The organism is Pseudomonas sp. FG47 (assembly GCF_057809115.1).
In genome coordinates this window covers 52,200-70,784 of record NZ_JBMDJI010000009.1, presented here as the reverse complement: position 1 = coordinate 70,784, position 18,585 = coordinate 52,200, and the positions used below count along the sequence as shown (strand labels likewise).

The 18,585-nt window shown below is 64.6% G+C and carries 16 protein-coding genes; 10 read left to right on the top strand and 6 right to left on the bottom strand.

From position 1 onward, the window contains the following. Positions 1-24: 24 nt before the first annotated feature. Positions 25-1,251, bottom strand: a complete 1,227-nt coding sequence (locus ACODS5_RS10140; protein ID WP_134690609.1) for an NADH:flavin oxidoreductase/NADH oxidase family protein — start codon at positions 1,249-1,251, stop codon at positions 25-27. A gap of 243 nt (positions 1,252-1,494) precedes the next feature. Between ACODS5_RS10140 and ACODS5_RS10135 the strand changes: the two genes are divergently transcribed. Further along, entirely contained in the window at positions 1,495-2,421 is a 927-nt protein-coding gene (locus tag ACODS5_RS10135; protein ID WP_489108602.1) for an acetoacetate decarboxylase (ADC), read from the top strand. Positions 2,422-2,449: 28 nt separating this feature from the next. Here ACODS5_RS10135 and ACODS5_RS10130 read toward each other — a convergent pair whose 3' ends face one another. Next, positions 2,450-2,878 carry a MerR family transcriptional regulator gene (locus tag ACODS5_RS10130; RefSeq protein ID WP_134690607.1) on the bottom strand — a complete coding sequence of 143 codons (429 nt, stop codon included), beginning with the start codon at positions 2,876-2,878 and terminating at the stop codon, positions 2,450-2,452. Positions 2,879-2,992: 114 nt separating this feature from the next. Between ACODS5_RS10130 and ACODS5_RS10125 the strand changes: the two genes are divergently transcribed. Next, positions 2,993-3,823, top strand: a complete 831-nt coding sequence (locus ACODS5_RS10125; protein ID WP_489108558.1) for an alpha/beta fold hydrolase — start codon at positions 2,993-2,995, stop codon at positions 3,821-3,823. Between the two features lie 33 nt (positions 3,824-3,856). On the opposite strand, the gene ACODS5_RS10120 is transcribed toward ACODS5_RS10125, so the two are convergent. Continuing rightward, positions 3,857-4,306, bottom strand: a complete 450-nt coding sequence (locus ACODS5_RS10120) for a MarR family winged helix-turn-helix transcriptional regulator (protein ID WP_134690603.1) — start codon at positions 4,304-4,306, stop codon at positions 3,857-3,859. A gap of 121 nt (positions 4,307-4,427) precedes the next feature. Between ACODS5_RS10120 and aceE the strand changes: the two genes are divergently transcribed. The 3 genes from aceE (at position 4,428) to ACODS5_RS10105 (ending at position 9,763) form a co-directional block, all read left to right on the top strand. Beyond that, on the top strand, positions 4,428-7,097 hold the full coding sequence (gene aceE, locus ACODS5_RS10115) for a pyruvate dehydrogenase (acetyl-transferring), homodimeric type (RefSeq protein ID WP_489108557.1): 2,670 nt from the start codon (positions 4,428-4,430) through the stop codon (positions 7,095-7,097). 385 nt (positions 7,098-7,482) lie between these two features. Next, positions 7,483-8,640: a cationic peptide resistance protein CprA gene (cprA, locus tag ACODS5_RS10110; RefSeq protein ID WP_489108556.1), complete on the top strand. Its 1,158-nt coding sequence runs from the start codon at positions 7,483-7,485 to the stop codon at positions 8,638-8,640. Positions 8,641-8,803: 163 nt separating this feature from the next. Continuing rightward, positions 8,804-9,763, top strand: coding sequence for a ribonuclease Z (locus ACODS5_RS10105; RefSeq protein ID WP_489108555.1), 960 nt, complete (start codon positions 8,804-8,806; stop codon positions 9,761-9,763). A 116-nt stretch (positions 9,764-9,879) separates the two neighbouring features. On the opposite strand, the gene ACODS5_RS10100 is transcribed toward ACODS5_RS10105, so the two are convergent. The 3 genes from ACODS5_RS10100 to ACODS5_RS10090 form a co-directional block, all read right to left on the bottom strand. Then, positions 9,880-11,448, bottom strand: coding sequence for a sensor domain-containing diguanylate cyclase (locus tag ACODS5_RS10100; RefSeq protein WP_489108554.1), 1,569 nt, complete (start codon positions 11,446-11,448; stop codon positions 9,880-9,882). A 147-nt stretch (positions 11,449-11,595) separates the two neighbouring features. Further along, positions 11,596-12,426, bottom strand: coding sequence for a DNA-binding protein (locus tag ACODS5_RS10095; protein ID WP_489108553.1), 831 nt, complete (start codon positions 12,424-12,426; stop codon positions 11,596-11,598). Positions 12,427-12,512: 86 nt separating this feature from the next. Next, positions 12,513-13,451, bottom strand: a complete 939-nt coding sequence (locus tag ACODS5_RS10090) for a Dyp-type peroxidase (protein ID WP_489108552.1) — start codon at positions 13,449-13,451, stop codon at positions 12,513-12,515. A gap of 315 nt (positions 13,452-13,766) precedes the next feature. On the opposite strand from ACODS5_RS10090, the gene ACODS5_RS10085 reads away from it, so the two are divergent. The 5 genes from ACODS5_RS10085 (at position 13,767) to ACODS5_RS10065 (ending at position 18,580) form a co-directional block, all read left to right on the top strand. Next, positions 13,767-14,555, top strand: coding sequence for a formate/nitrite transporter family protein (locus ACODS5_RS10085; protein WP_489108551.1), 789 nt, complete (start codon positions 13,767-13,769; stop codon positions 14,553-14,555). A gap of 259 nt (positions 14,556-14,814) precedes the next feature. Beyond that, positions 14,815-16,113: an NAD(P)/FAD-dependent oxidoreductase gene (locus tag ACODS5_RS10080; RefSeq protein WP_134690586.1), complete on the top strand. Its 1,299-nt coding sequence runs from the start codon at positions 14,815-14,817 to the stop codon at positions 16,111-16,113. A 30-nt stretch (positions 16,114-16,143) separates the two neighbouring features. Further along, positions 16,144-16,509: a cupin domain-containing protein gene (locus tag ACODS5_RS10075; RefSeq protein WP_134690584.1), complete on the top strand. Its 366-nt coding sequence runs from the start codon at positions 16,144-16,146 to the stop codon at positions 16,507-16,509. A gap of 138 nt (positions 16,510-16,647) precedes the next feature. Then, positions 16,648-17,619 (top strand): helix-turn-helix transcriptional regulator, encoded by a 972-nt coding sequence (locus ACODS5_RS10070; RefSeq protein WP_489108550.1) that lies wholly within the window; start codon positions 16,648-16,650, stop codon positions 17,617-17,619. Positions 17,620-17,710: 91 nt separating this feature from the next. Continuing rightward, positions 17,711-18,580 carry a transporter gene (locus ACODS5_RS10065; RefSeq protein ID WP_489108549.1) on the top strand — a complete coding sequence of 290 codons (870 nt, stop codon included), beginning with the start codon at positions 17,711-17,713 and terminating at the stop codon, positions 18,578-18,580. Positions 18,581-18,585 lie beyond the last annotated feature (5 nt).

Here is an 18,585-nt window from a genome sequence, read left to right as displayed (position 1 = left end):
ACATCTACTGGCCGTGCCGTGGCGTTATTGCCGCGCCATGCGCCGGCGATACTGGCGGGTGCGCGCGGCATCGGCCCATTGCTGGCGCAGCAGCGCCCACCAGGGGGCCACCTGTGGGTCGGGCGCCTTGGCTTGGCTTAATTGGCGCAACTGGAACTTGACCATGGCCATGTTGCCCAGCGAGGCCAGCGCCTTGTTCTTCCAGGTGATCGGCCGCAGCGCTGGCGCTGCATCCCTGCCCGCGCGCCAAGCGCGGGGCAAGGCCGGGTCGATGGCCAGCGCGGTGCCGATGCCGACCATCTCCACGCCGCTGTGCACCACCTGCTCGGCAATCGACCGACGGCGGATCCCGCCGGTGACCATCACCGGCATGTTCGCCACCGCGCGAATATCCTTGGCGAACTCCAGGAAATAGGCCTCACGCGCCAATGTCCGGCCATCCCGGGCCTGGCCCTGCATCGCTGGTGCCTCGTAGCTGCCGCCCGACAGCTCCACCAGGTCAATCGACAAGCCGTTGAGCAGGCCGACCACTTGCCTGGCATCGTCGGCACTAAAACCGCCACGTTGGAAGTCCGCCGAGTTGAGCTTGACCGCCACGGCGAAGCCCGGCGACACCACCGCGCGCACCGCCTTGACGATTTCCAGCAGCAAGCGCGCGCGGTTTTCCAGCGAGCCGCCCCACTGGTCGCTGCGCTGGTTGGTCAGGGGCGACAGGAACTGGCTGAGCAGGTAGCCGTGCGCGGCATGGATTTCGACCCCGGTAAAGCCCGCCTGCTCCGCCAACCGGGCGGTGTTGGCGAAGCGCCGGATCACCTCCTCGATCACCTCGGCCGTCATCGCCTGCGGCGTGGCGAAAAGCTTGGACATCTTGCCCAGGTCCAACGCCACGGCCGACGGCGCCCAGGTCACCTGACCCAGGTTGGCGCGCATCTGCCGGCCAGGGTGATTGATCTGCAACCAGAACTGCGCGCCCTTCGCCCGCCCGGTGGCGGCCCACTGGCGAAAGCGCGCCAGTTGCCGGTCATCCTCCAGCACCACCCCGCCCGGGCCGGTCATGGCGCGGTTATCGACCATGACATTGCCGCTGATGATCAACCCCGCGCCGCCCTCGGCCCAGGCCTGGTACAGGCGCATCAATTGCGCGGAAGGGGCATGCTCGGCATCGGCCATGTTTTCCTCCATGGCGGCCTTGGCAATGCGGTTGGGGATGATCGAGCCATTGGGCAGGGTCAGGGGGGAGAACACGTCCATCGACAGCACCTCAGCGAGTTGGTGCGGCGACCTTAGCCTTAAAGTCAGCTTTAAGGTCAAGCCTTGGCAAAGCGAAAAACTTGACCATTGACTCTCAAGTTGGGTTGAACGTTAGGGTGCCGGTGCAGTGACTTTCTTTCTCGCTTCGTCAAGCACGCCCTGGAGAACCGCAACGTGAAACTTGGACCTGTCGCCGCCCTGGCCGGCGCCCTGCTGGCCCCTGTCAGCCATGCCGCCAACGGCATCCCCGAGCACGCCGACACCACCCTGATCGACATTGCCGGGCATCCCGTGCCGGTGCTCAAGGGCGGGCTGTACGAGCGCTATCGCTCCAACCCGCCGCTGTCGGTGATCCACGAGCAAGCGCCGGAGCTGGACCTGAGCTGGTTCAAGGGGCTGCAAAAGACCCAGGTCGACATGGGCTTCGCGTCCTACTCGCCGAACTTCTACTACCAGAACAGCCGTATCACCGCGGTGTACACCGCCGACCTGGAGCGCCTGCGCGCGCTGATGCCCGCCGAGGTACTGGCCCAGGTGCAGCCGCTGCAAGTGTGGCCGGGCCGCGGCCTGGTGGCGCTCACCGCCTACAGCTATGACTATTGCGACAACGACAGTTACAACGAAATCGCCCTGTCGATCATCACCAACAAGCCGGGCAAGTCGAACTTCGGGCCGTTCACCCTGGTCGGGCAATCGCTGTCCAAGGACTTCTGGGGCTATGTCCTCAAGCTGCCGGTGAACACCGAATTGGCGCGGGTGCGCGGCGTGGTCGGCTACAACCTGCCCAAGTGGCTGACCCCGATCAACCGCCGCGAGGACGCGGCCGCTGTGACCTACGACATCATCGACGCACAGACCGGCAAGGTCGATGTGGTGATGCGTGGACGCAAGCTGGAGGACCTCTCCCATGAGCCGGGGCTGGTGACCAACAGCTTCACCAACCTGGATCACCAGGGGCGGTTGGCCTATGGCTATGCCACCTCGCGGCAGACCGCCCATGCCTCGAGCATGAGCGCCGAGGCGGTGGAACTGGTGCTCGGCGATGGTAGCCTGGCGCAGTACATCCGTGAGCTGCAGTTGGGGCGGATGCTCAAGTACGAGTATGTGCCGGCGTTCCAGAGCGCGCTGTATGCGCCCAAACCGCTGGCGGCGTTGCAAGCCGATAACTGACGCCCTAGGGCAGCGTTGGGCCCCTGGCTCAACGCCCTGCCTTGCCTTGGGCCATCTCTTCACGCAGGCGCTCCAGCACCCGCTGCGAATTGTCCACGCAGGCCATCCCCTCGGGCTTGCTCTCGATGCCTTCGATCACCAGCAGCAACTGCGCCTTGTTGCGCGCCAGGCGCTCCTGCAACCGCTCGATCTCCTCGACCTTGCGCTTGAGCCCGCCAAGCAGCTCGTCGTGTTGCCAGCCCTTGGCCCTGGCTGGCAGCAGGTGGCGGATTTCCTCCAGCGAGAAACCGGCGGCCTGGGCGTTGGTGATCATCTCCAGCACCCACACCGTGTCGGCATCGTAGGCGCGATAGCCATTGGCCTTGCGCTGCACCGGCTGGATCAGCCCGCTGGCCTCGTAGAACCGAATCCGCGACGGGGCAAGGCCTGTGACCTTGGCCAGTTCACCTATTCTCATGCCTCACCTTGCAATGCGATTGACCTTGAAGTGCACTTTAAACCTAGAGTTACCTGGCGGCCAAGCGATGGCCCCCCCTCATGAGCAGCACCCCTCGATAACAGGAGACGCGAAATGGGCTACGTCACGACAAGCGAAGGCATCGACCTCTTCTACAAAGACTGGGGCCCACGCGATGCCCAGGTGATCTTTTTCCACCATGGTTGGCCCTTGAGCGCCGACGACTGGGACGCGCAGATGCTTTACTTCATCGCCCAGGGCTACCGCGTGGTCGCCCACGACCGCCGCGGCCACGGGCGTTCCAGCCAGGTCTGGGATGGTCACGACATGGACCACTACGCCGATGACGTCGCCGCCGTGGTGCAGCACCTGGGTGTACAGGGTGCCATCCACGTGGGCCACTCCACCGGTGGTGGCGAGGTGATCCACTACCTGGCGCGGCACCCCAGGGACCCGGTGCCCAAGGCGGCGATCATCGCCGCGGTGCCGCCGCTGATGGTCAAGACCGCCAGCAACCCCGGCGGTTTGCCCAAGAGCGTGTTCGATGACCTGCAAGCGCAGCTCAAGGCCAACCGCGCGCAGTTCTACCATGACATCCCGGCAGGGCCGTTCTACGGCTACAACCGCCCCGGCGCCAAGGCCGACCAGGGTGTGATCCTCAACTGGTGGCGCCAGGGCATGATGGGCTGCGCCCAGGCGCATTACGACGGTATCGTGGCCTTCTCCCAAACCGACTTCAGCGAAGCGCTCAGGCAGGTGAACATACCGGTGTTGGTGATGCACGGCGACGACGACCAGATCGTGCCTTATGCCAACTCAGGGCCGCTGTCGGCCAAGCTGCTACCCAAAGGCACCCTGAAGACCTACGCCGGCTTCCCCCATGGCATGCCGACCACCCATGCCGAGGTGATCAACGCCGACCTGCTGGCGTTCTTCCGTAGCTGAAGCGCAGGAGCCGGCAAGGCTGGCTCTTGCACTTCAACCTTTGCCTGAAACCCGGGCGTTGCGGCTGGCCTGCTCCAGCGCCCGGGCGAACACCCCGCGCTGCTGTTCGTCGAACTCGACCAGGAACAGCTCGGCCACCGATTGCTCGTACACCTGCCACATCTGCTTGCGCAGCGCCCGGCCACTGGGGGTGATCCGGGCGATGGCGCCGCGCCCATCGTCCAGGGCCTTTTCCCGGGTCACCAGGCCTTCCTTCTCCAGCCGATCGACCAGGCGCGTCAGGTTGTAGCGCTCGATCGCCATGGCGTCGGCCAGCTCGTGCATGCGTCGTGCGCCATCCTGGCCGCTCTCGATCCCCCACAAGGTGTCGTACCAGGCGTAGGACGGCAGTTTCTGCTCGGCCAGGCGCCGTTCGATTTCCCTGATCAAGCAGCGGTGGGCGCGGATGAAGCTGTACCAGAGGTCTGGCGCGGGGGTGGTCATGATTTCTCCAAGGGATTTTCGTTGCAGTTGCAATGATACCGCCGTCAGCGTTAGATTCAATTGCAACTGCAACGACATCCGCTGCCGGAGATGCCCGGCCCCTGCAACAAGGAGCGTTACCATGACCCCGCAACATGCCCTGCGTGATGAAGACCCCCAGGAAACCCGCGAGTGGCTCGACTCCCTCGCCTCGGTGGTGGAAGCCGAGGGGCGCCCCCGGGCGCACTACCTGATCGACCGCCTGCTCGAATTCGACGTGTCGCGCCATGGCGACTTCCATGGCCGAGTCACCACGCCCTATGTCAACAGCATCCCACCCGAGCGCGAGCTGCCCTACCCTGGCGACCTGGCCATCGAACAGCGGCTCAATGCCTATATCCGCTGGAACGCCCTGACCATGGTGCTGCGCGCCGGCCGGCACTCCGGGGTTGGTGGGCATATCGCCACCTATGCCTCGGCGGCGGTGTTGTATGACGTGGGCTTCGATCACTTTTTCCGTGGCCGCAGCGACAGTTTCGCCGGCGACCTGGTGTACATCCAGGGGCATTCCGCGCCAGGTATCTATGGCCGCGCCTACACCGAAGGGCGGTTGAGCGAGGACCAACTGGACAACTTCCGCCGCGAGACCGACCGCGACGGCCTGTCGTCGTACCCGCACCCACGGCTGATGCCCGACTTCTGGCAGTTCCCCACGGTGTCCATGGGCCTGGGCCCCATCACCGCCGCCTACCAGGCGCGCTTCATGCGCTACCTGGAGAACCGCCAGCTCAAGGCGCACCAGGGGCGCAAGGTGTGGGCCTTCCTCGGCGACGGCGAGATGGACCAACCCGAGTCGCTGGCGGCGATCTCCCTGGCCGGCCGCGAGCGGCTGGACAACCTGATCTTCGTGGTCAACTGCAACCTGCAACGTCTCGACGGCCCGGTGCGCGGCAACGGCAAGGTGATCCAGGAGTTCGAGGGCCTGTACCGCGCCGCCGGCTGGAACGTGATCAAGGTGGTCTGGGGCAGCGGCTGGGACGCGCTGTTGGCCAAGGACCACAGCGGCCTGCTGCAGCAACGGATGATGGAATGCGTCGACGGCGAGTACCAGACCTACAAATCGCAGAATGGCGCCTATGTGCGCGAGCATTTTTTCGGCAAGCACCCCGAGTTGCTGGCCCTGGTCAGCGACCTGTCCGACGAGCAGATCTGGAAGCTGGCCCGCGGCGGCCATGACCCGGTCAAGGTATACAACGCCTACGCCGCGGCCATGCGCACCACGGGACGGCCCACGGTGATCCTGGCCAAGACCGTGAAGGGCTTCGGCCTGGGCGAGGCCGGCGAGGCGCAGAACATCAACCACCAGTTGAAGAAAATCGGCGCCGATGCGGTCAAGGCTTTCAGCGACCGCTTCGGCCTGGCGCTGGACGAAGCGCAACTGGGCGAGCTGCCTTACCTGCGCCCGGCGCCGGACAGCCGCGAAGCCGAGTACCAGCGGGCGCGCCGCGCCGCGCTGGGCGGGCAGGTCCCGGCACGCCATGCCCAGGTGGCAGCGCTCAGGGTGCCGCCGCTGGCCGCACTGGAGGCGCAGCTAAAGGGCACTGGCGAGCGGACCATCTCCACCACCATGGCCTTCGTGCGCATCCTCAGCACCCTGCTCAAAGACCCCGAGATAGGCCGCCTGGTGGTGCCCATCGTGCCGGATGAATCACGCACCTTCGGCATGGAAGGCCTGTTCCGCCAGATCGGCATCCATTCCGCCGTCGGCCAGCTGTATACGCCCCAGGACGCCGGCACGCTGTCGTACTACAAGGAGAGCGTCGACGGCCAGATTCTCCAGGAGGGCCTCAACGAATCAGGCGCCACCTCGTCGTGGATCGCCGCCAGCACCGCTTATGCCAACCACGGCGTGATGACCGTGCCGTTCTACATCTTCTACTCGATGTTCGGCTTCCAGCGGGTTGGCGACCTGCTATGGGCAGCCGGCGATGCCCGTGCCCGGGGCTTCCTGCTGGGCGCCACCTCTGGGCGCACCACCTTGATGGGCGAAGGCTTGCAGCACGACGATGGCCATAGCCATGTCATGTCGGCCACCGTGCCCTGCTGTATCTCCTACGACCCGACCTACGCCTACGAGCTGGCGGTGATCGTGCAGGACGGCCTGCGGCGCATGTACCAGGAACAGGAGGATGTGTACTACTACATCACCCTGCTCAACGAAAACTATGCGCACCCCGACCTGCCCACAGGTGCCGAGGCGAACATTCTCAAGGGTTTGTATCGCCTGCCCATCGAGCGCAAGGTGCTTGCAGGTCGGCATGTCCAGCTGGCCGGTAGCGGCGCGATCCTGCCCGAAGTGATCGCCGCAGCCCAGATACTGGCCAGCGATTACCAGGTCAGCAGCGAGATCTGGAGCGCCACCAGCCTCACCGAAGTGCGCCGCGAGGCCCAACAGGTGGAACGCTGGAACCTGCTGCACCCGCTGGACACCCCCAGACTGCCGTTCGTCACGCAGTTGCTGCAAGCCCATGAAGGACCGCTGATCGTCGCCACCGACTACATGAAGATCCACGCCGAGCAGATTCGCCCCTGGGTCGGCGCGCGTCGCTTCGTGCCCTTGGGGACCGATGGTTTTGGCCAGTCCGATACCCGCGAAGCGCTGCGTCGGCATTTCGAGGTAGATCGGCAGTTCATCGTGCTGGCGGCGCTCAAGGCCCTGGCCGATGATGGCGCGTTGCCGCGCGAGGTGGTGGCGCAGGCGCTCGAGCGCTTGCAGATCGCCGTGGACAAGGCGGACCCGGCCGGCGTCTGACGGTTCTCCTCGAAGATTGTCAGGGCTGCGTTGCAGCCCTTTCGCGGCTTGTGCGAGCTGAACGAAAAACCTGGGAACTTTAAACTTATTTACACATTCCCCCTAGACACTTACAGCCTTTCAACACTCATTAAAATTCTTTCACTAAAACCCCCTCAAACTGTCTGATCTGTTAATTGAATTAATTTTTTCTCCCGCCGACAATCAGTCGCCGGCCAACCTTGGTCGGCACTTGCCTTCCTGTGCCAGCCCAGACGCAGACGTCTGAACCCAAGGGCCACGCCCCGCGACCTCAGTTAAATGTTTAGTTGAGGCCAAACTTTTCACACAACTTTTACATCACCTCAAGTGATGTAAAGCAGGCAACTCATTGCCGAGGAAACTTATGAACGCCCCCGCCACTGGTGCGACCATCACCGTTACTCCACCGCACGAATGCATTCTGCTGACGGGCGCCACCGGCTTTCTCGGTGGCTCGGTGGCCGCCCAGCTGATCGCCAGCGGCCATGGCCCGGCCCTCGCCTTTCTGGTCCGCGGCCAAACCCCCGAGCAAGGCCTGCAACGCCTGCGCGACAACCTGCGCCAACACGGTGTCAGCGCTGCCCAGAGCAAGGCCCTGAGCGCGCAGCAGATCATCCTCGGCGACTTCCTCGACACCGCCTGGCTGGCCCGCGAAACCCCGCGCCTGATGCAGGTCGACCGGGTGATCAACTGCGCCGCGGTGGCCTCGTTCTCGAAGAACCCGACCATCTGGCCGGTCAACGTCGAAGGGACCTTCGCCTTTGCCCAGGTGCTCAGCCGCTCGCCACGCCTCAAGCGCTTCCTGCATGTCGGCACCGCCATGTGCTGCGGCCCGCAGCGCGAATCGCCGATCAGCGAATCCTGGGAGTTCCCCGAGGCCGAGCAGCAACTGGTGGACTACACCGCGTCCAAGGCCGAGATCGAGCGGCGCATGCGCGAAGCGCTGCCCACCCTGCCGCTGGTGGTGGCGCGCCCGTCCATCGTCGTCGGCCACCGCAGCCTGGGCTGCCAGGCATCAGGCAGCATCTTCTGGGTATTCCGCATGGGTTTTGCCCTGGAAAGCTTCACCTGCGGCCTGGACGAGCAGATCGACGTGATCCCAGTGGACTACTGCGCCGAGGCGCTGATCGGCCTGACGCTCAAGCCGGCGCTGGGCCATGACCTCTATCACATCTCCGCAGGCCACGGCTCGGCCTGCACCTTCGCCGAGATCGACGAGGCCTTTGCCCTGGCCAATGGCGCACAACCGGTGGGCGAGCGCTACCGCAAGGTCGACCCGGACGACCTCAAGTCCCTGGCCAGCAGCTTCGAAACCCGCATCGGCCCGGCCAACCCGCGCCTGGTGCTGCGCGCGCTGCGCCTGTACAGCGGCTTCGCCGACCTTAATTACTTGTTCGACAACAGCCGCCTGCTCGAAGAAGGCATCGCGATGCCGCCGCGTTTCACCGATTATCTGGATGTCTGCGTGAAGTCCTCCAATGGGGTGAGCATCGCCACGCAAATGCAGGCGGATTTCAAGTAAGCCTGGGGTTGCCTGCGCCAGGGCACCGGCTGGCGCCGGTGTTCGCCGGCAAGGCCGGCTCCTACAGGGGTTGGCCTTGCCGGCGATGACAGTCCGGCACCAGCGTGCTAGCCTCCGCGCGCCCCGGTTTGCGGGGCGCGTCGTTAGCTCAAGGAGTCAGGCAATGGACCTGCAGTTCCTCGGCACCTCTTCCGGGGTGCCGACCAAGGCCCGCAATGTCAGCGCCACAGCGGTGATCGAGGCCAGCGGCACGGGCTGGTACCTGGTCGACTGCGGCGAGGGCACCCAGCACCAGTTGCTGCACAGCCCGCTGTCGCTGCGCGAGCTGCGCGCCATCTTCATCACCCATGTGCACGGCGACCATTGCTTCGGCTTGCCAGGCTTGCTGGCCAGTGCCGGCATGTCCGGGCGCAAGGAGCCCCTGTTGCTGGTGATGCCCGCGGCGCTGCAGGCGTGGGTCCGGCAGAGCCTGGCGGTCAGCGAAAGCTACCTGGCATTCGAGCTGCGCTTCACCGACCTGGAGACCTTCGCCGGGATGGCATTCGACAATGTGCGGGTCAGCGCCTTGGCGCTGTCGCACCGGGTGCCGTCCTGGGGCTTTGTGTTCGAGGAAAGCGACCCGCAACCGCGCCTTGATACTGAACGCCTGCGCGCAGACGGCATTGCGCCGGGGCCGCTGTGGGGGCAGCTGGCCCACGGCCAGGCCGTCGAGTACCAGGGGCGTAGGCTCGAACCGCGCCAGTACCTGCTGGCCACGCGCCCAGTGCAGCGTTTCATCGTTTGCGGCGACAACGACCGCCCGGAGCTGTTGGGCGAGTGGGCGCGGGATGTCGATGTGCTGGTGCACGAAGCGACCTTCACCCAACCGGTGATCGAGCGCGCCCAGGGCAGTTTCGGCCATAGCACGGCCGCCGCGGTGGCGCGCTTTGCCGAGGGGGCTGGGGTAAGGAACCTGGTGCTCACGCATTTCAGTGCTCGCTACCAGGACAAGGGCGGGCGTGGCGGCTCGATCGAGGAGGTGCGGGATGAGGCTCGCGCTTGTTACAGCGGGCACCTGACCCTGGCGCGGGATCTGCGGCGGTATCGGTTGGGGCGTGATGGGGTGTTGGTGGAGGTGGAGTGAGGGGGCGCCGCATCTGTGCGAACCCCTCCCAGGCGCAACATCTGCTGTGGCGAACGCTTTTCCATCTCAATGGCGCTGCAAACACGACGGCGTCCCCCAACGGCCCCCAACCCACCTCAAGGCTGCAGCCCCACCTCCACCCCCGCCGCCAGGCAATAACGATCCCGCCCCTGACGCTTGGCCTGATATAACGCCGCATCCGCCGCCGCCATCAGGTTCTCAGGCGTCACTGCTTCCACCGTAGGTGCGCCCACCGCAATCCCGGCGCTGGCCGACACCCGCCCCAGCGGGCTGCCAGCGTGCGCCATGCCCTGGCTGCGCAACATGGCCAGGATCTCCTGGACGATCTGGCTCGCCCCCTGGGCATCGGTATTGGGCAACAGCAAGGTGAACTCCTCGCCGCCATAACGCACCGCCAGGTCCCCTGGGCGCTTCAACGCCTGGCGCAATACCTCGGCGAAACGCCGCAGGCACTGATCACCGGCCGGGTGCCCGTAGCGGTCGTTGTAAGCCTTGAAGTAGTCCAGGTCGAGCATCACCAGCGCCAGGGCAGAGCCCTGGCGGCGCGCCCGGCGGATTTCCGGCTCGAGCACCGCATCCAGGCGCCGCCGGTTGCCCAAGCCGGTCAGGCTGTCGGTCAGCGCCAGGGCCTTGAGGGTCTGGTGCGCCTGGTGCAGCGCGCGCTCGATGACGATCCGTTCACGCAACTGGCGCAGGACGATCCAGCCAAAGCCAGACAAACCGATCAACAGCAGCAGCAACACCAGTACCGACTTGATCATGTCGTGCCGCCATGGGGCGAGGATCGATTCGCGCGACAGGCCCGCCTCGACCACCAACGGATAGCTCGACAAGGCCCGGAAGCCATACAACCGCGGCGTGCCGTCGACCACCGCCACCGCCTCGACCACCCCCTCGCTGGCGTAAGGCAGGTACTTGCGGAAGATGTCGCTGGCCGACAGATTGCGGCCGATCACCTGTTCGACGAACGGCCGGCGCACGAGGATGGTGCCGTCGCGCTTGGCCAGCACCAGGGCGCCCCGCTCGTCGATCTTGAAATCGCCGTAGTAGCGCACGAACCAGTCGACCTTGATGGTCCCCAGCAGGACTCCGGCGAAGCTGCCGTCCGGGTGATCCAGCCGCCGCGAGATAGGGATGATCAAGTCGCCGGTGGAGCGACTGCGCACCACCGAGCCGATGCGCACCTGGCGGTCGGCATGGGTACGGTGGTAGATGAAGTAGTCGCGGTCGGCATTGTTGGCGTTGGCCGGCACCACATCCTTGTCGGTGACGATCCAGCTGCCATCGGCGCCATACACGAACAAGCCATGCAACTGCGGCATGATCTGCGCCTGCTGCTTGAGCAGCGCGTGCAAGCGTGGCCGGTCGATAAGGGCGAAACCATCACCCTCCAGCCGTTCGGACAGCGCGGCGGTGATCGCGTCGACCTGGCGCATGGCATCCTCGGCGTGCTGGGCTGTGGCGCGAGACAGGTTGCTCACCGCGTTCTCGGCATTGATGAAGACCTGGCGATAGTCGCGCCAGATCCGCCAGCCCTCGACCAGCACGAAGGCGAGCATCACCACCGCCATGAAACCCAGAATCAGGCGGAACAACGACACCGCGCGGGCCTCCCCCGTCACCGGGAAGACACCGTCGTCGGTCTGTTTCCTGGCTGTGCGCATTGAAGTCCCTTGTCATCGAGCTTTTGCCGCAAATGACTATAGTTCAGCGGCGTGCGCCCATCCCCAGGGGCTGGGCAAGGAGTTGCGGGACCACTACCGAGGCGAGAAAGTTGGCGCCTACGCTTCGTTTGCAGCAATGCCAGGTGATCAGCGCTGTTCGCAGACGGCCAGGCGCCGGCGCATTTCCTCGCTCGCGCCCTGGGCCTGGGCAAGCATGGCCCGCAGCCCCTGCACCTGGGCATCGCGCTGTTCCAGTTGCTGCGCCAACACGGCTTGTTGCGCCAGGGCTTGGCGCTGCTCGGCGAGCAGGCGCTCGTTGGCGCGATTGAGCTGGGTCGATTCCTGCTGGTGGGCCAGCGCGCCCTGCTGCAATGTCTGCAACTGCCCTTGCACCTGGCGCACCTGGGTATCGATGCGGCGCTGTTCCTGCTCGCGCTGGGTGCGGTATAGCTCCAGCGCTTCGCGGGCATCGCGGTGCTTGGCTTCCAGGGAGTGGATCTGCCCGTCCTTGTCGGCCAGACGCAGTTGCACCTCGCCCAGTGCCTGCTTGAGGCTGGCGCTGCGCAACTGTTCGGCCTGCAACCGCTCCTGGGCCATCGCCAGTTGCCGTGCCTGGGCCTCGTTGTGCTGGTGCGCGGCGGCAAGGGCACGCTGGGCCAAGGCCAACTGCGCCTGCAACTGCTCGCCCTGTTGGTTGAGCGCCGCTTCGGCAGCCTCGATCCGCGCCTGCCCTTCTGCCTGCAGTTGGCTGGCCAGTTGCTCGACCAACGTGGCCAACGGCTGGCTGAGGCAGGCCGTGCCTTCAAGCCCGACCTTGGGCTGCCGGCCAAGTTCGCGCAGGTAGCGATGGATGGTGGTCTTCGAACCGGTATTGCCCAACTCGATACGTACTGCATCGATACTGGGGTGTACGCCCCGGGCCAGCAATGCATCGCGCGCCCGCTCCACTATACCTTTATCGATCCCCGCCCTGGCCATTCGTTACTCCGCTTAAGCGTACCATGGTACGTAACATGTAATACGATGCAAATGATGAGCCAAAGGCGCGCACAATTCAACACACCTCAGCCCTCGAGCCCCTCGAGAAAGTCCACGCTCGGCACGAAGAACAAGCCACCGGTCACGGCCCGGCTGTAGTCCAGCAAACGGTCGTAGTTGCCCACCGGCTTGCCGACGAACATGTTTTCCAGCATCTGCTCGATGGGCGCCGGTGAACGGGCATAACCGATGAAGTAGGTGCCGAACTCCCCCGCGCCGGGGCGACCGAAGGGCATGTTGTCGCGCAGTATCTTGATTTCCTCGCCGCCCTCTTCCAGGGTCGTCAGCGAACTATGGGAGCAACTTGGCTTGATCGCGGCATCGAGTTCGATATCGGACAGTTTGGTGCGGCCGATGATATGTTCCTGTTCGACCGTGGATAACGCTTCCCAACCGGCCATGTCGTGCAGGTACTTTTGCACCAGTACATAACTGCCACCAGTGAAGTTGGCATCTTCCTCACCCACCAGGGTGAACTTGGCCACTTGCCGTGGGCCGGGATTTTCGGTGCCGTCGACGAAACCGATGATGCTGCGCATGTCGAAGTAACGAAAACCCTGAACTTCATCGACCACCGTCACCGTCGCGCCCAGGCGCTTGACCACCAGCGCGGCCAGTTCGAAACACAGGTCCATGTGCTCGGCGCGAATATGCAGAAGGATATCGCCCGGTGTCGCCAGTGCCTTGCGCTGGCCGCTGCCGAATTCGCGGAAGGCGTGCAGCGACGCGGGCCGTGGCGCGCCGAACAGCCCTTCCCATGCCGCAGCGGCAAAGCCGATCACGCACGACAGGTTGCCTGTTGGCACCCGTTTGCCCACCGAACGGACCAGCCCGCCCAAGTCACCGCACAAGGCCCGCACCTGCTCGCGGGCCGGCTCGTCAGGGTTCAGCGTGGCCACCAGGAAAATCGCGCTGCGGGTCACCGGGCTGTCGACGGATTGGGATTCGATGTCTTGGACATCCATGGCATTCATACCTCGCGTGAAGAGTGGGAAACTTCGAATTATTGCGTTGCATTCAACTAATTCAATACCATGACAACCCGTGTGGTATAGCACACCTGGTTATCACGAAAGTGCATGATCGATAATATCTATCAACTCATCCAAGCTATCGATTTGACTGCGTCAAATTGCCTCAGATAACGTGCCGTCCTGTTCGAAGTTGCTTCAGAGATTGCCGTCGCCCTGCCCTTCGCCCCATCTCCCAGCGCCCCAGTTGTTCAACCCCGTATTGCGGTAGGCCCTGTGCCACCGCCGTGCCTGCGTTCGAGTTGCCACATGTCCGTCATTGCCCCGTCCCAGATCACCGAGCTCGTCATCGAAGCTGGCGTGAAGAAAGCCCACCTGCCCACCCGCGCCACGCTGATCCTCGGCTTCCTCGCCGGCGCGTTCATTTCGCTGGGGTTCCTCCTGGCGATTCATGTCAGCACGATGATTCCCGCGCAATGGGCGTCGTTCGGCAACTTGTTGGGTGCAGCGGTGTTCCCGATCGGCTTGATTCTGGTGATCCTGGCCGGCGGTGAACTACTGACCGGCAACATGATGAGCCTGCCACTGGCGATGTTCGCCCGGCGCATCGGCCTCGGCGCGGTAGCGCGCAACTGGTTGCTGGTGACCCTTGCCAACCTGATGGGCGCACTGTTCGTCGCCTGGTGCTTCGGTCACCTGCTCGGCCTCACCGAAGGCCCCTACCTGGGCAAGACCCTGGCCGCGGCAACCAGCAAGGCCAGCGCCGACTTCGTCCATGCCTTCGTCTCGGGCATCGGCTGCAACTGGCTGGTGTGCCTGGCGGTCTGGCTGTCGTATGCCAGCCGTGAGATGAGCGGCAAGATCCTGGGTATCTGGTTCCCGATCATGGCGTTCGTCGCCATCGGCTTCCAGCACGTGGTGGCCAACATGTTCCTGATCCCGGCGGCGATCTTCGCCGGTTACTTGGACTGGGCCCAGTTCGCCCACAACTTGCTGGCGGTGTTCCTGGGCAACGCGGTGGGCGGGGCGATCTTCGTCGGCCTGGCCTATTACGTTTCCTACGCTGAGCCTGCAGCTAAGCAGCAAGCCGCGCAGTAGTCCCTCCTTTTGCAGTGAATCGCCCCCGCTCGCGATTTACTTAACATCTTCATGAGGCGCATGATGCCGGAACCTTGTTCGAGGTTTTGGCATCTGCCGCTTTCCCGCCATCTCCAGCCCATACCAGGCTGGCACCCTCGATCAAAACCCTGGCAGCCACAGGCAAGACACCTACCGATCGTTAGGTGCTCAATGCCAATCACAGCCAGCGCTTGTGCAAGCCCTGCTTTCCAATAATTCCAACTGTCCAGGCTGCGCCATGATCAACATAGAAACGCCCACCTATTACACCGCCACCAAGAAGTACAACTTGAGCTTCCCGACCCTGGAAAGCGACATAGACGCCGACGTGGTGGTCATCGGCGGCGGTTTCTCGGGCATCAACACCGCCCTGGAACTGGCCGAGAAAGGCATCACCAACGTCGTCGTGCTCGAAGCCCGCTACCTGGGTTTCGGCGGCACCGGGCGCAACGGCGGGCAGATCATGGCCGGCATCGGCCACGACCTGGAGAAGATCAAGAGCAGCGTCGGCGACCAAGGCCTGCGCGAGATCTTCGAAATCAGCGAGCTGGGCGCCGGCATCATCAAGGACCGCATCGCCCGCTATGCCATCGACGCCGACTTCTGCCACGGTTACGGCTACATGGGCTTCAACGCCCGCCAGGAGAAAACCTTGCGAGCCTGGGAAAAGGACTTCAAGGCGATCAACAGCAAGGATGAGATTCGTTTTCTCGGCGGCTCGGAGGTCAAGCAGATCATCGGCTCCGACGCCTACAGCAGCGCGCTGCTGCACATGGGTGGCGGGCATGTGCATTCGCTGAACCTGCTGCTGGGCGAAGCCCAGGCCCTGGTCGGCCACGGCGCGCGGATCTTCGAGCACAGTCCGGCGCTGCAAGTGCACTACGGCGAACGCATCACCGTGCGCACCGGGCGCGGCTCGGTCAAGGCCGGCAAGCTGCTGTGGGCCTGCGACAGCTTCCTCAACAAGCTCGAGCCCGAACTGCATGCGCGCACTGTCAACACCTATGCCTTCCAACTGATGACCGAACCACTGTCGGACGAACTGATCCAGCGCATCAGCCCGATACGCGGCGCCTACAGCGACATCCGCCCGGTCATCGACTACTACCGGGTGACCCGCGAGAACCGCCTGCTATTCGGTGCCGCCACGCCTTTCGTCGAGCATATCCCCAAGGACCTGAAGGCCTGGAACCGCAACCTGATGCTGAAGATCTTCCCCTACCTCAAGGACGTGCGCATCGATCTCGCCTGGGGCGGGCCGATGGCTACCAGCGCCAACCTGTTCCCGCAGATCGGCACCTTGAGCGATCGCCCCAATGCCTTCTACGTACAGGGTTATTCGGGCTTTGGCGTCACCCCCAGCCACATCATCTGCAAGATTCTCGCCGAAGGCATGAGCGAAGGCTCCAGCCGCTATGACCTGATCAGCTCGGTCAAGCATGCGCGCATCCTCGGCAAGGACCATATCCGCCCGCTGCTGCTGACCGCCGGCAAGACCGTGCATCAGCTGTCGGGCTTCTTCAACGGCCGCCGTTGATTCCTTTTGAACAAGACCAGGAGAACCACCATGACCCTCACCGCCGTCCGCCAGGGTGTGCAACTGTCCGAACTCGACGCCTGGGGCACCGTTGCCGACCTCGGCTCGACCATCCTCGAAGGCGAGCTCAAGTGCTACGGCAAGATGACCCATGGCGCGCCGACCGATCCGCTGAGCAGCGCCTATTTCGGCACCACCCAAGGCAAGTTCCGCATGGTCTATCCGTTCAATGAACAGGCGGTGATCGTCACCGGCGAAATCCAGCTGACCGACGAATCCACCGGTCAGGTGACGCGCTACAAGGCAGGCGATGCCTGGTTCGTGACCAAGGGTACGCCGGTGCTGTGGGAGGTCTTGAGCGAGACCTTCGTCAAGCATTACCTGGCGATTGCCTGATCCACCGCGGGGCCGCGCTGCGGCCCGTTCGCGGCGCCCCCGCATCCTGCATCTGCAGGATGGTCTTGCCCCTCCCCCTTTGGCGATACTCCCCCCAGGCCCTGACAACAACAAGAACGTCGCAGCCAGGTACCGCCCATGTCCGATTTCCTTGCGTCCCCCGGCTTCATGCTGTTCAACGCCCTGGTGCTGGAACTTCAGCGCCTGGCCCAGGAACAGCCGCTGCAACGCTTTCACGACCAGATGCTCGAGCGCAGCGGCGAGATGCTGCCGTTCGCCAAGGCCTGGTGGGGGCGGGCCGCACTTATAGACGGCCTGCCCCATGAACACAGCAGCCATGTCTACGGCCTGCCGGCCAGCTATGTGCAGGACTGGCAATCGATCCGCGACCAGGACATCACCGTGCAGCGGGTGCATGCCCACCCTGGCCACGCGGTGATCGTCGACAGCCAGGCCACCGATGCCCCCGAAGGCCTGCGCTGGCTCGGCGCCCGCCATGGTTTCGGGCAGTTCCTGTGCATCATCCATATCGACCCGCAAACCCGCCTGAGCGTGCACCTGACGCTCTATCGCGGCCCCGGCGACACCCCGTTCAGCGACGCCGAACGCTGCCTGCTCGAACACCTGATGCCACACTTGGTCGCCGCTGAAGGCGCCAACCAGATCCGCGCCCTGGTGGCTCTGCGCGAGACGCTGGACGGCGCCAACACCTTGTCGCTGGCAGTGTGCGACCGTCTCGGCACCCTGCACCACGCCGAGCGCGGTTTCGTCGAGCGCCTGCTGCTGGAGTGGCCACGCTGGAGCGGCCCGCACCTGCCCGCCGAAGTCAGCCCTAGCCATTATCGCGGCCAGCACCTGCAACTGGAGGCCACCGCGGTGGGCGACCTGTTCCTGCTCGCCGCGCGGCCGCGCTCGGCGCTGGCCCAGCTCAGTGCTCGCGAGGCGGACGTGGCCGAACGCTTCGGCGGCGGCGGCACCTACAAGCAGATCGCCCGCGAACTGGGCGTGGCGCCCAACACCGTGCGCCACCACATCCGCAGCATCTACTCCAAGCTTGGGGTCAACAGCAAAGCCGGCATCACCCACTTGCTGCACCACCCACCGCTCTAGGCCATAGCCTCTTGCACCCGCCATGCGCCATGGCGGGCCGGGGAAGCTTTGCCCGCTGTTCGCCAATTACAACAACAAAAGGAACACGCCCATGCCCGCTCGCCTCGCCCGAACCCTGCCGCTGACACTCGCCCTGACCGGGGCGGGCGTCGACGCCGCCGACCTCAATGCCCGCGATTTCGTCAGCGCCCCGCTGGGCACCCACCTGGGGGTCGCCTACCTGCCGTTGACCCGCGCCAACGACTACCACGGCACCGCCGACAGGCGGGGCAACGCCGACCTCGCCGTGAATGCCGTGGCCTGGCGCCAGTTGTGGTTCAGCGATATCTGCGGCGCCCTGTGCACGCCGCAGTTCATCATCTCCTATGTCGACACCGAGGCTCGCCTGCCCGGCAGCGACCGGCACAGCCGCGAGCATGGCATCGGCGACCCGCAGGTCGGCGGCACGCTGTTCTTCATCAACGACCCGCAAACCCGCACCTACAGCGGCCTGCTCGCGCTGCTGAGCGTGCCGGTCGGCGAGTACCACGGCAACAATCCCGGCGTCTCGCCCGGCGCCAACCGCTGGGCCTTGCACCTGAATTACAACTACACCCAGGGCGTCGGCGAGCGCTGGCTGCTCGAGGCCAACCTCGAAGCTCAACTGTACGGGCGCAACAACGGCTACTTCGACAGCACACTCAAGCAGAAACCGCTGTACCGCCTGCAGGCCTTCGCCTCCTACGACTTAACGGCAACCACCTACGGCGCGTTGCGCCTGATCCATGCCGATGGTGGCGAGCTCGAACTGGGCGGCCGGCGCCTGGATGACAGCCACCAGCGCTATACCCAGGTCGGCTTCGAGCTCGGCCACTGGCTCGACAAGCGCAACCAGGTGCTGCTGGGCCTGACCCGCAACGTCGCCACCGACAACGCCTACGCCCAGGACAACCTGCTGCTGCGCCTGGTCCATGTCTTCTGAGGAGC

What these genes read in the sequence shown, in the direction of transcription:
- ACODS5_RS10090 (WP_489108552.1), bottom strand. Translation starts at nt 13,451, where the DNA reads ATGGATGTCCAAGACATCGAATCCCAATCCGTCGACAGCCCGGTGACC.
- ACODS5_RS10120 (WP_134690603.1), bottom strand. Translation starts at nt 4,306, where the DNA reads ATGACCACCCCCGCGCCAGACCTCTGGTACAGCTTCATCCGCGCCCAC.
- ACODS5_RS10125 (WP_489108558.1), top strand. Translation starts at nt 2,993, where the DNA reads ATGGGCTACGTCACGACAAGCGAAGGCATCGACCTCTTCTACAAAGAC.
- ACODS5_RS10075 (WP_134690584.1), top strand. Translation starts at nt 16,144, where the DNA reads ATGACCCTCACCGCCGTCCGCCAGGGTGTGCAACTGTCCGAACTCGAC.
- ACODS5_RS10105 (WP_489108555.1), top strand. Translation starts at nt 8,804, where the DNA reads ATGGACCTGCAGTTCCTCGGCACCTCTTCCGGGGTGCCGACCAAGGCC.
- aceE (WP_489108557.1), top strand. Translation starts at nt 4,428, where the DNA reads ATGACCCCGCAACATGCCCTGCGTGATGAAGACCCCCAGGAAACCCGC.
- ACODS5_RS10140 (WP_134690609.1), bottom strand. Translation starts at nt 1,251, where the DNA reads ATGGACGTGTTCTCCCCCCTGACCCTGCCCAATGGCTCGATCATCCCC.
- ACODS5_RS10080 (WP_134690586.1), top strand. Translation starts at nt 14,815, where the DNA reads ATGATCAACATAGAAACGCCCACCTATTACACCGCCACCAAGAAGTAC.
- ACODS5_RS10100 (WP_489108554.1), bottom strand. Translation starts at nt 11,448, where the DNA reads ATGCGCACAGCCAGGAAACAGACCGACGACGGTGTCTTCCCGGTGACG.
- ACODS5_RS10070 (WP_489108550.1), top strand. Translation starts at nt 16,648, where the DNA reads ATGTCCGATTTCCTTGCGTCCCCCGGCTTCATGCTGTTCAACGCCCTG.
- ACODS5_RS10095 (WP_489108553.1), bottom strand. Translation starts at nt 12,426, where the DNA reads ATGGCCAGGGCGGGGATCGATAAAGGTATAGTGGAGCGGGCGCGCGAT.
- ACODS5_RS10065 (WP_489108549.1), top strand. Translation starts at nt 17,711, where the DNA reads ATGCCCGCTCGCCTCGCCCGAACCCTGCCGCTGACACTCGCCCTGACC.
- ACODS5_RS10085 (WP_489108551.1), top strand. Translation starts at nt 13,767, where the DNA reads ATGTCCGTCATTGCCCCGTCCCAGATCACCGAGCTCGTCATCGAAGCT.
- cprA (WP_489108556.1), top strand. Translation starts at nt 7,483, where the DNA reads ATGAACGCCCCCGCCACTGGTGCGACCATCACCGTTACTCCACCGCAC.
- ACODS5_RS10130 (WP_134690607.1), bottom strand. Translation starts at nt 2,878, where the DNA reads ATGAGAATAGGTGAACTGGCCAAGGTCACAGGCCTTGCCCCGTCGCGG.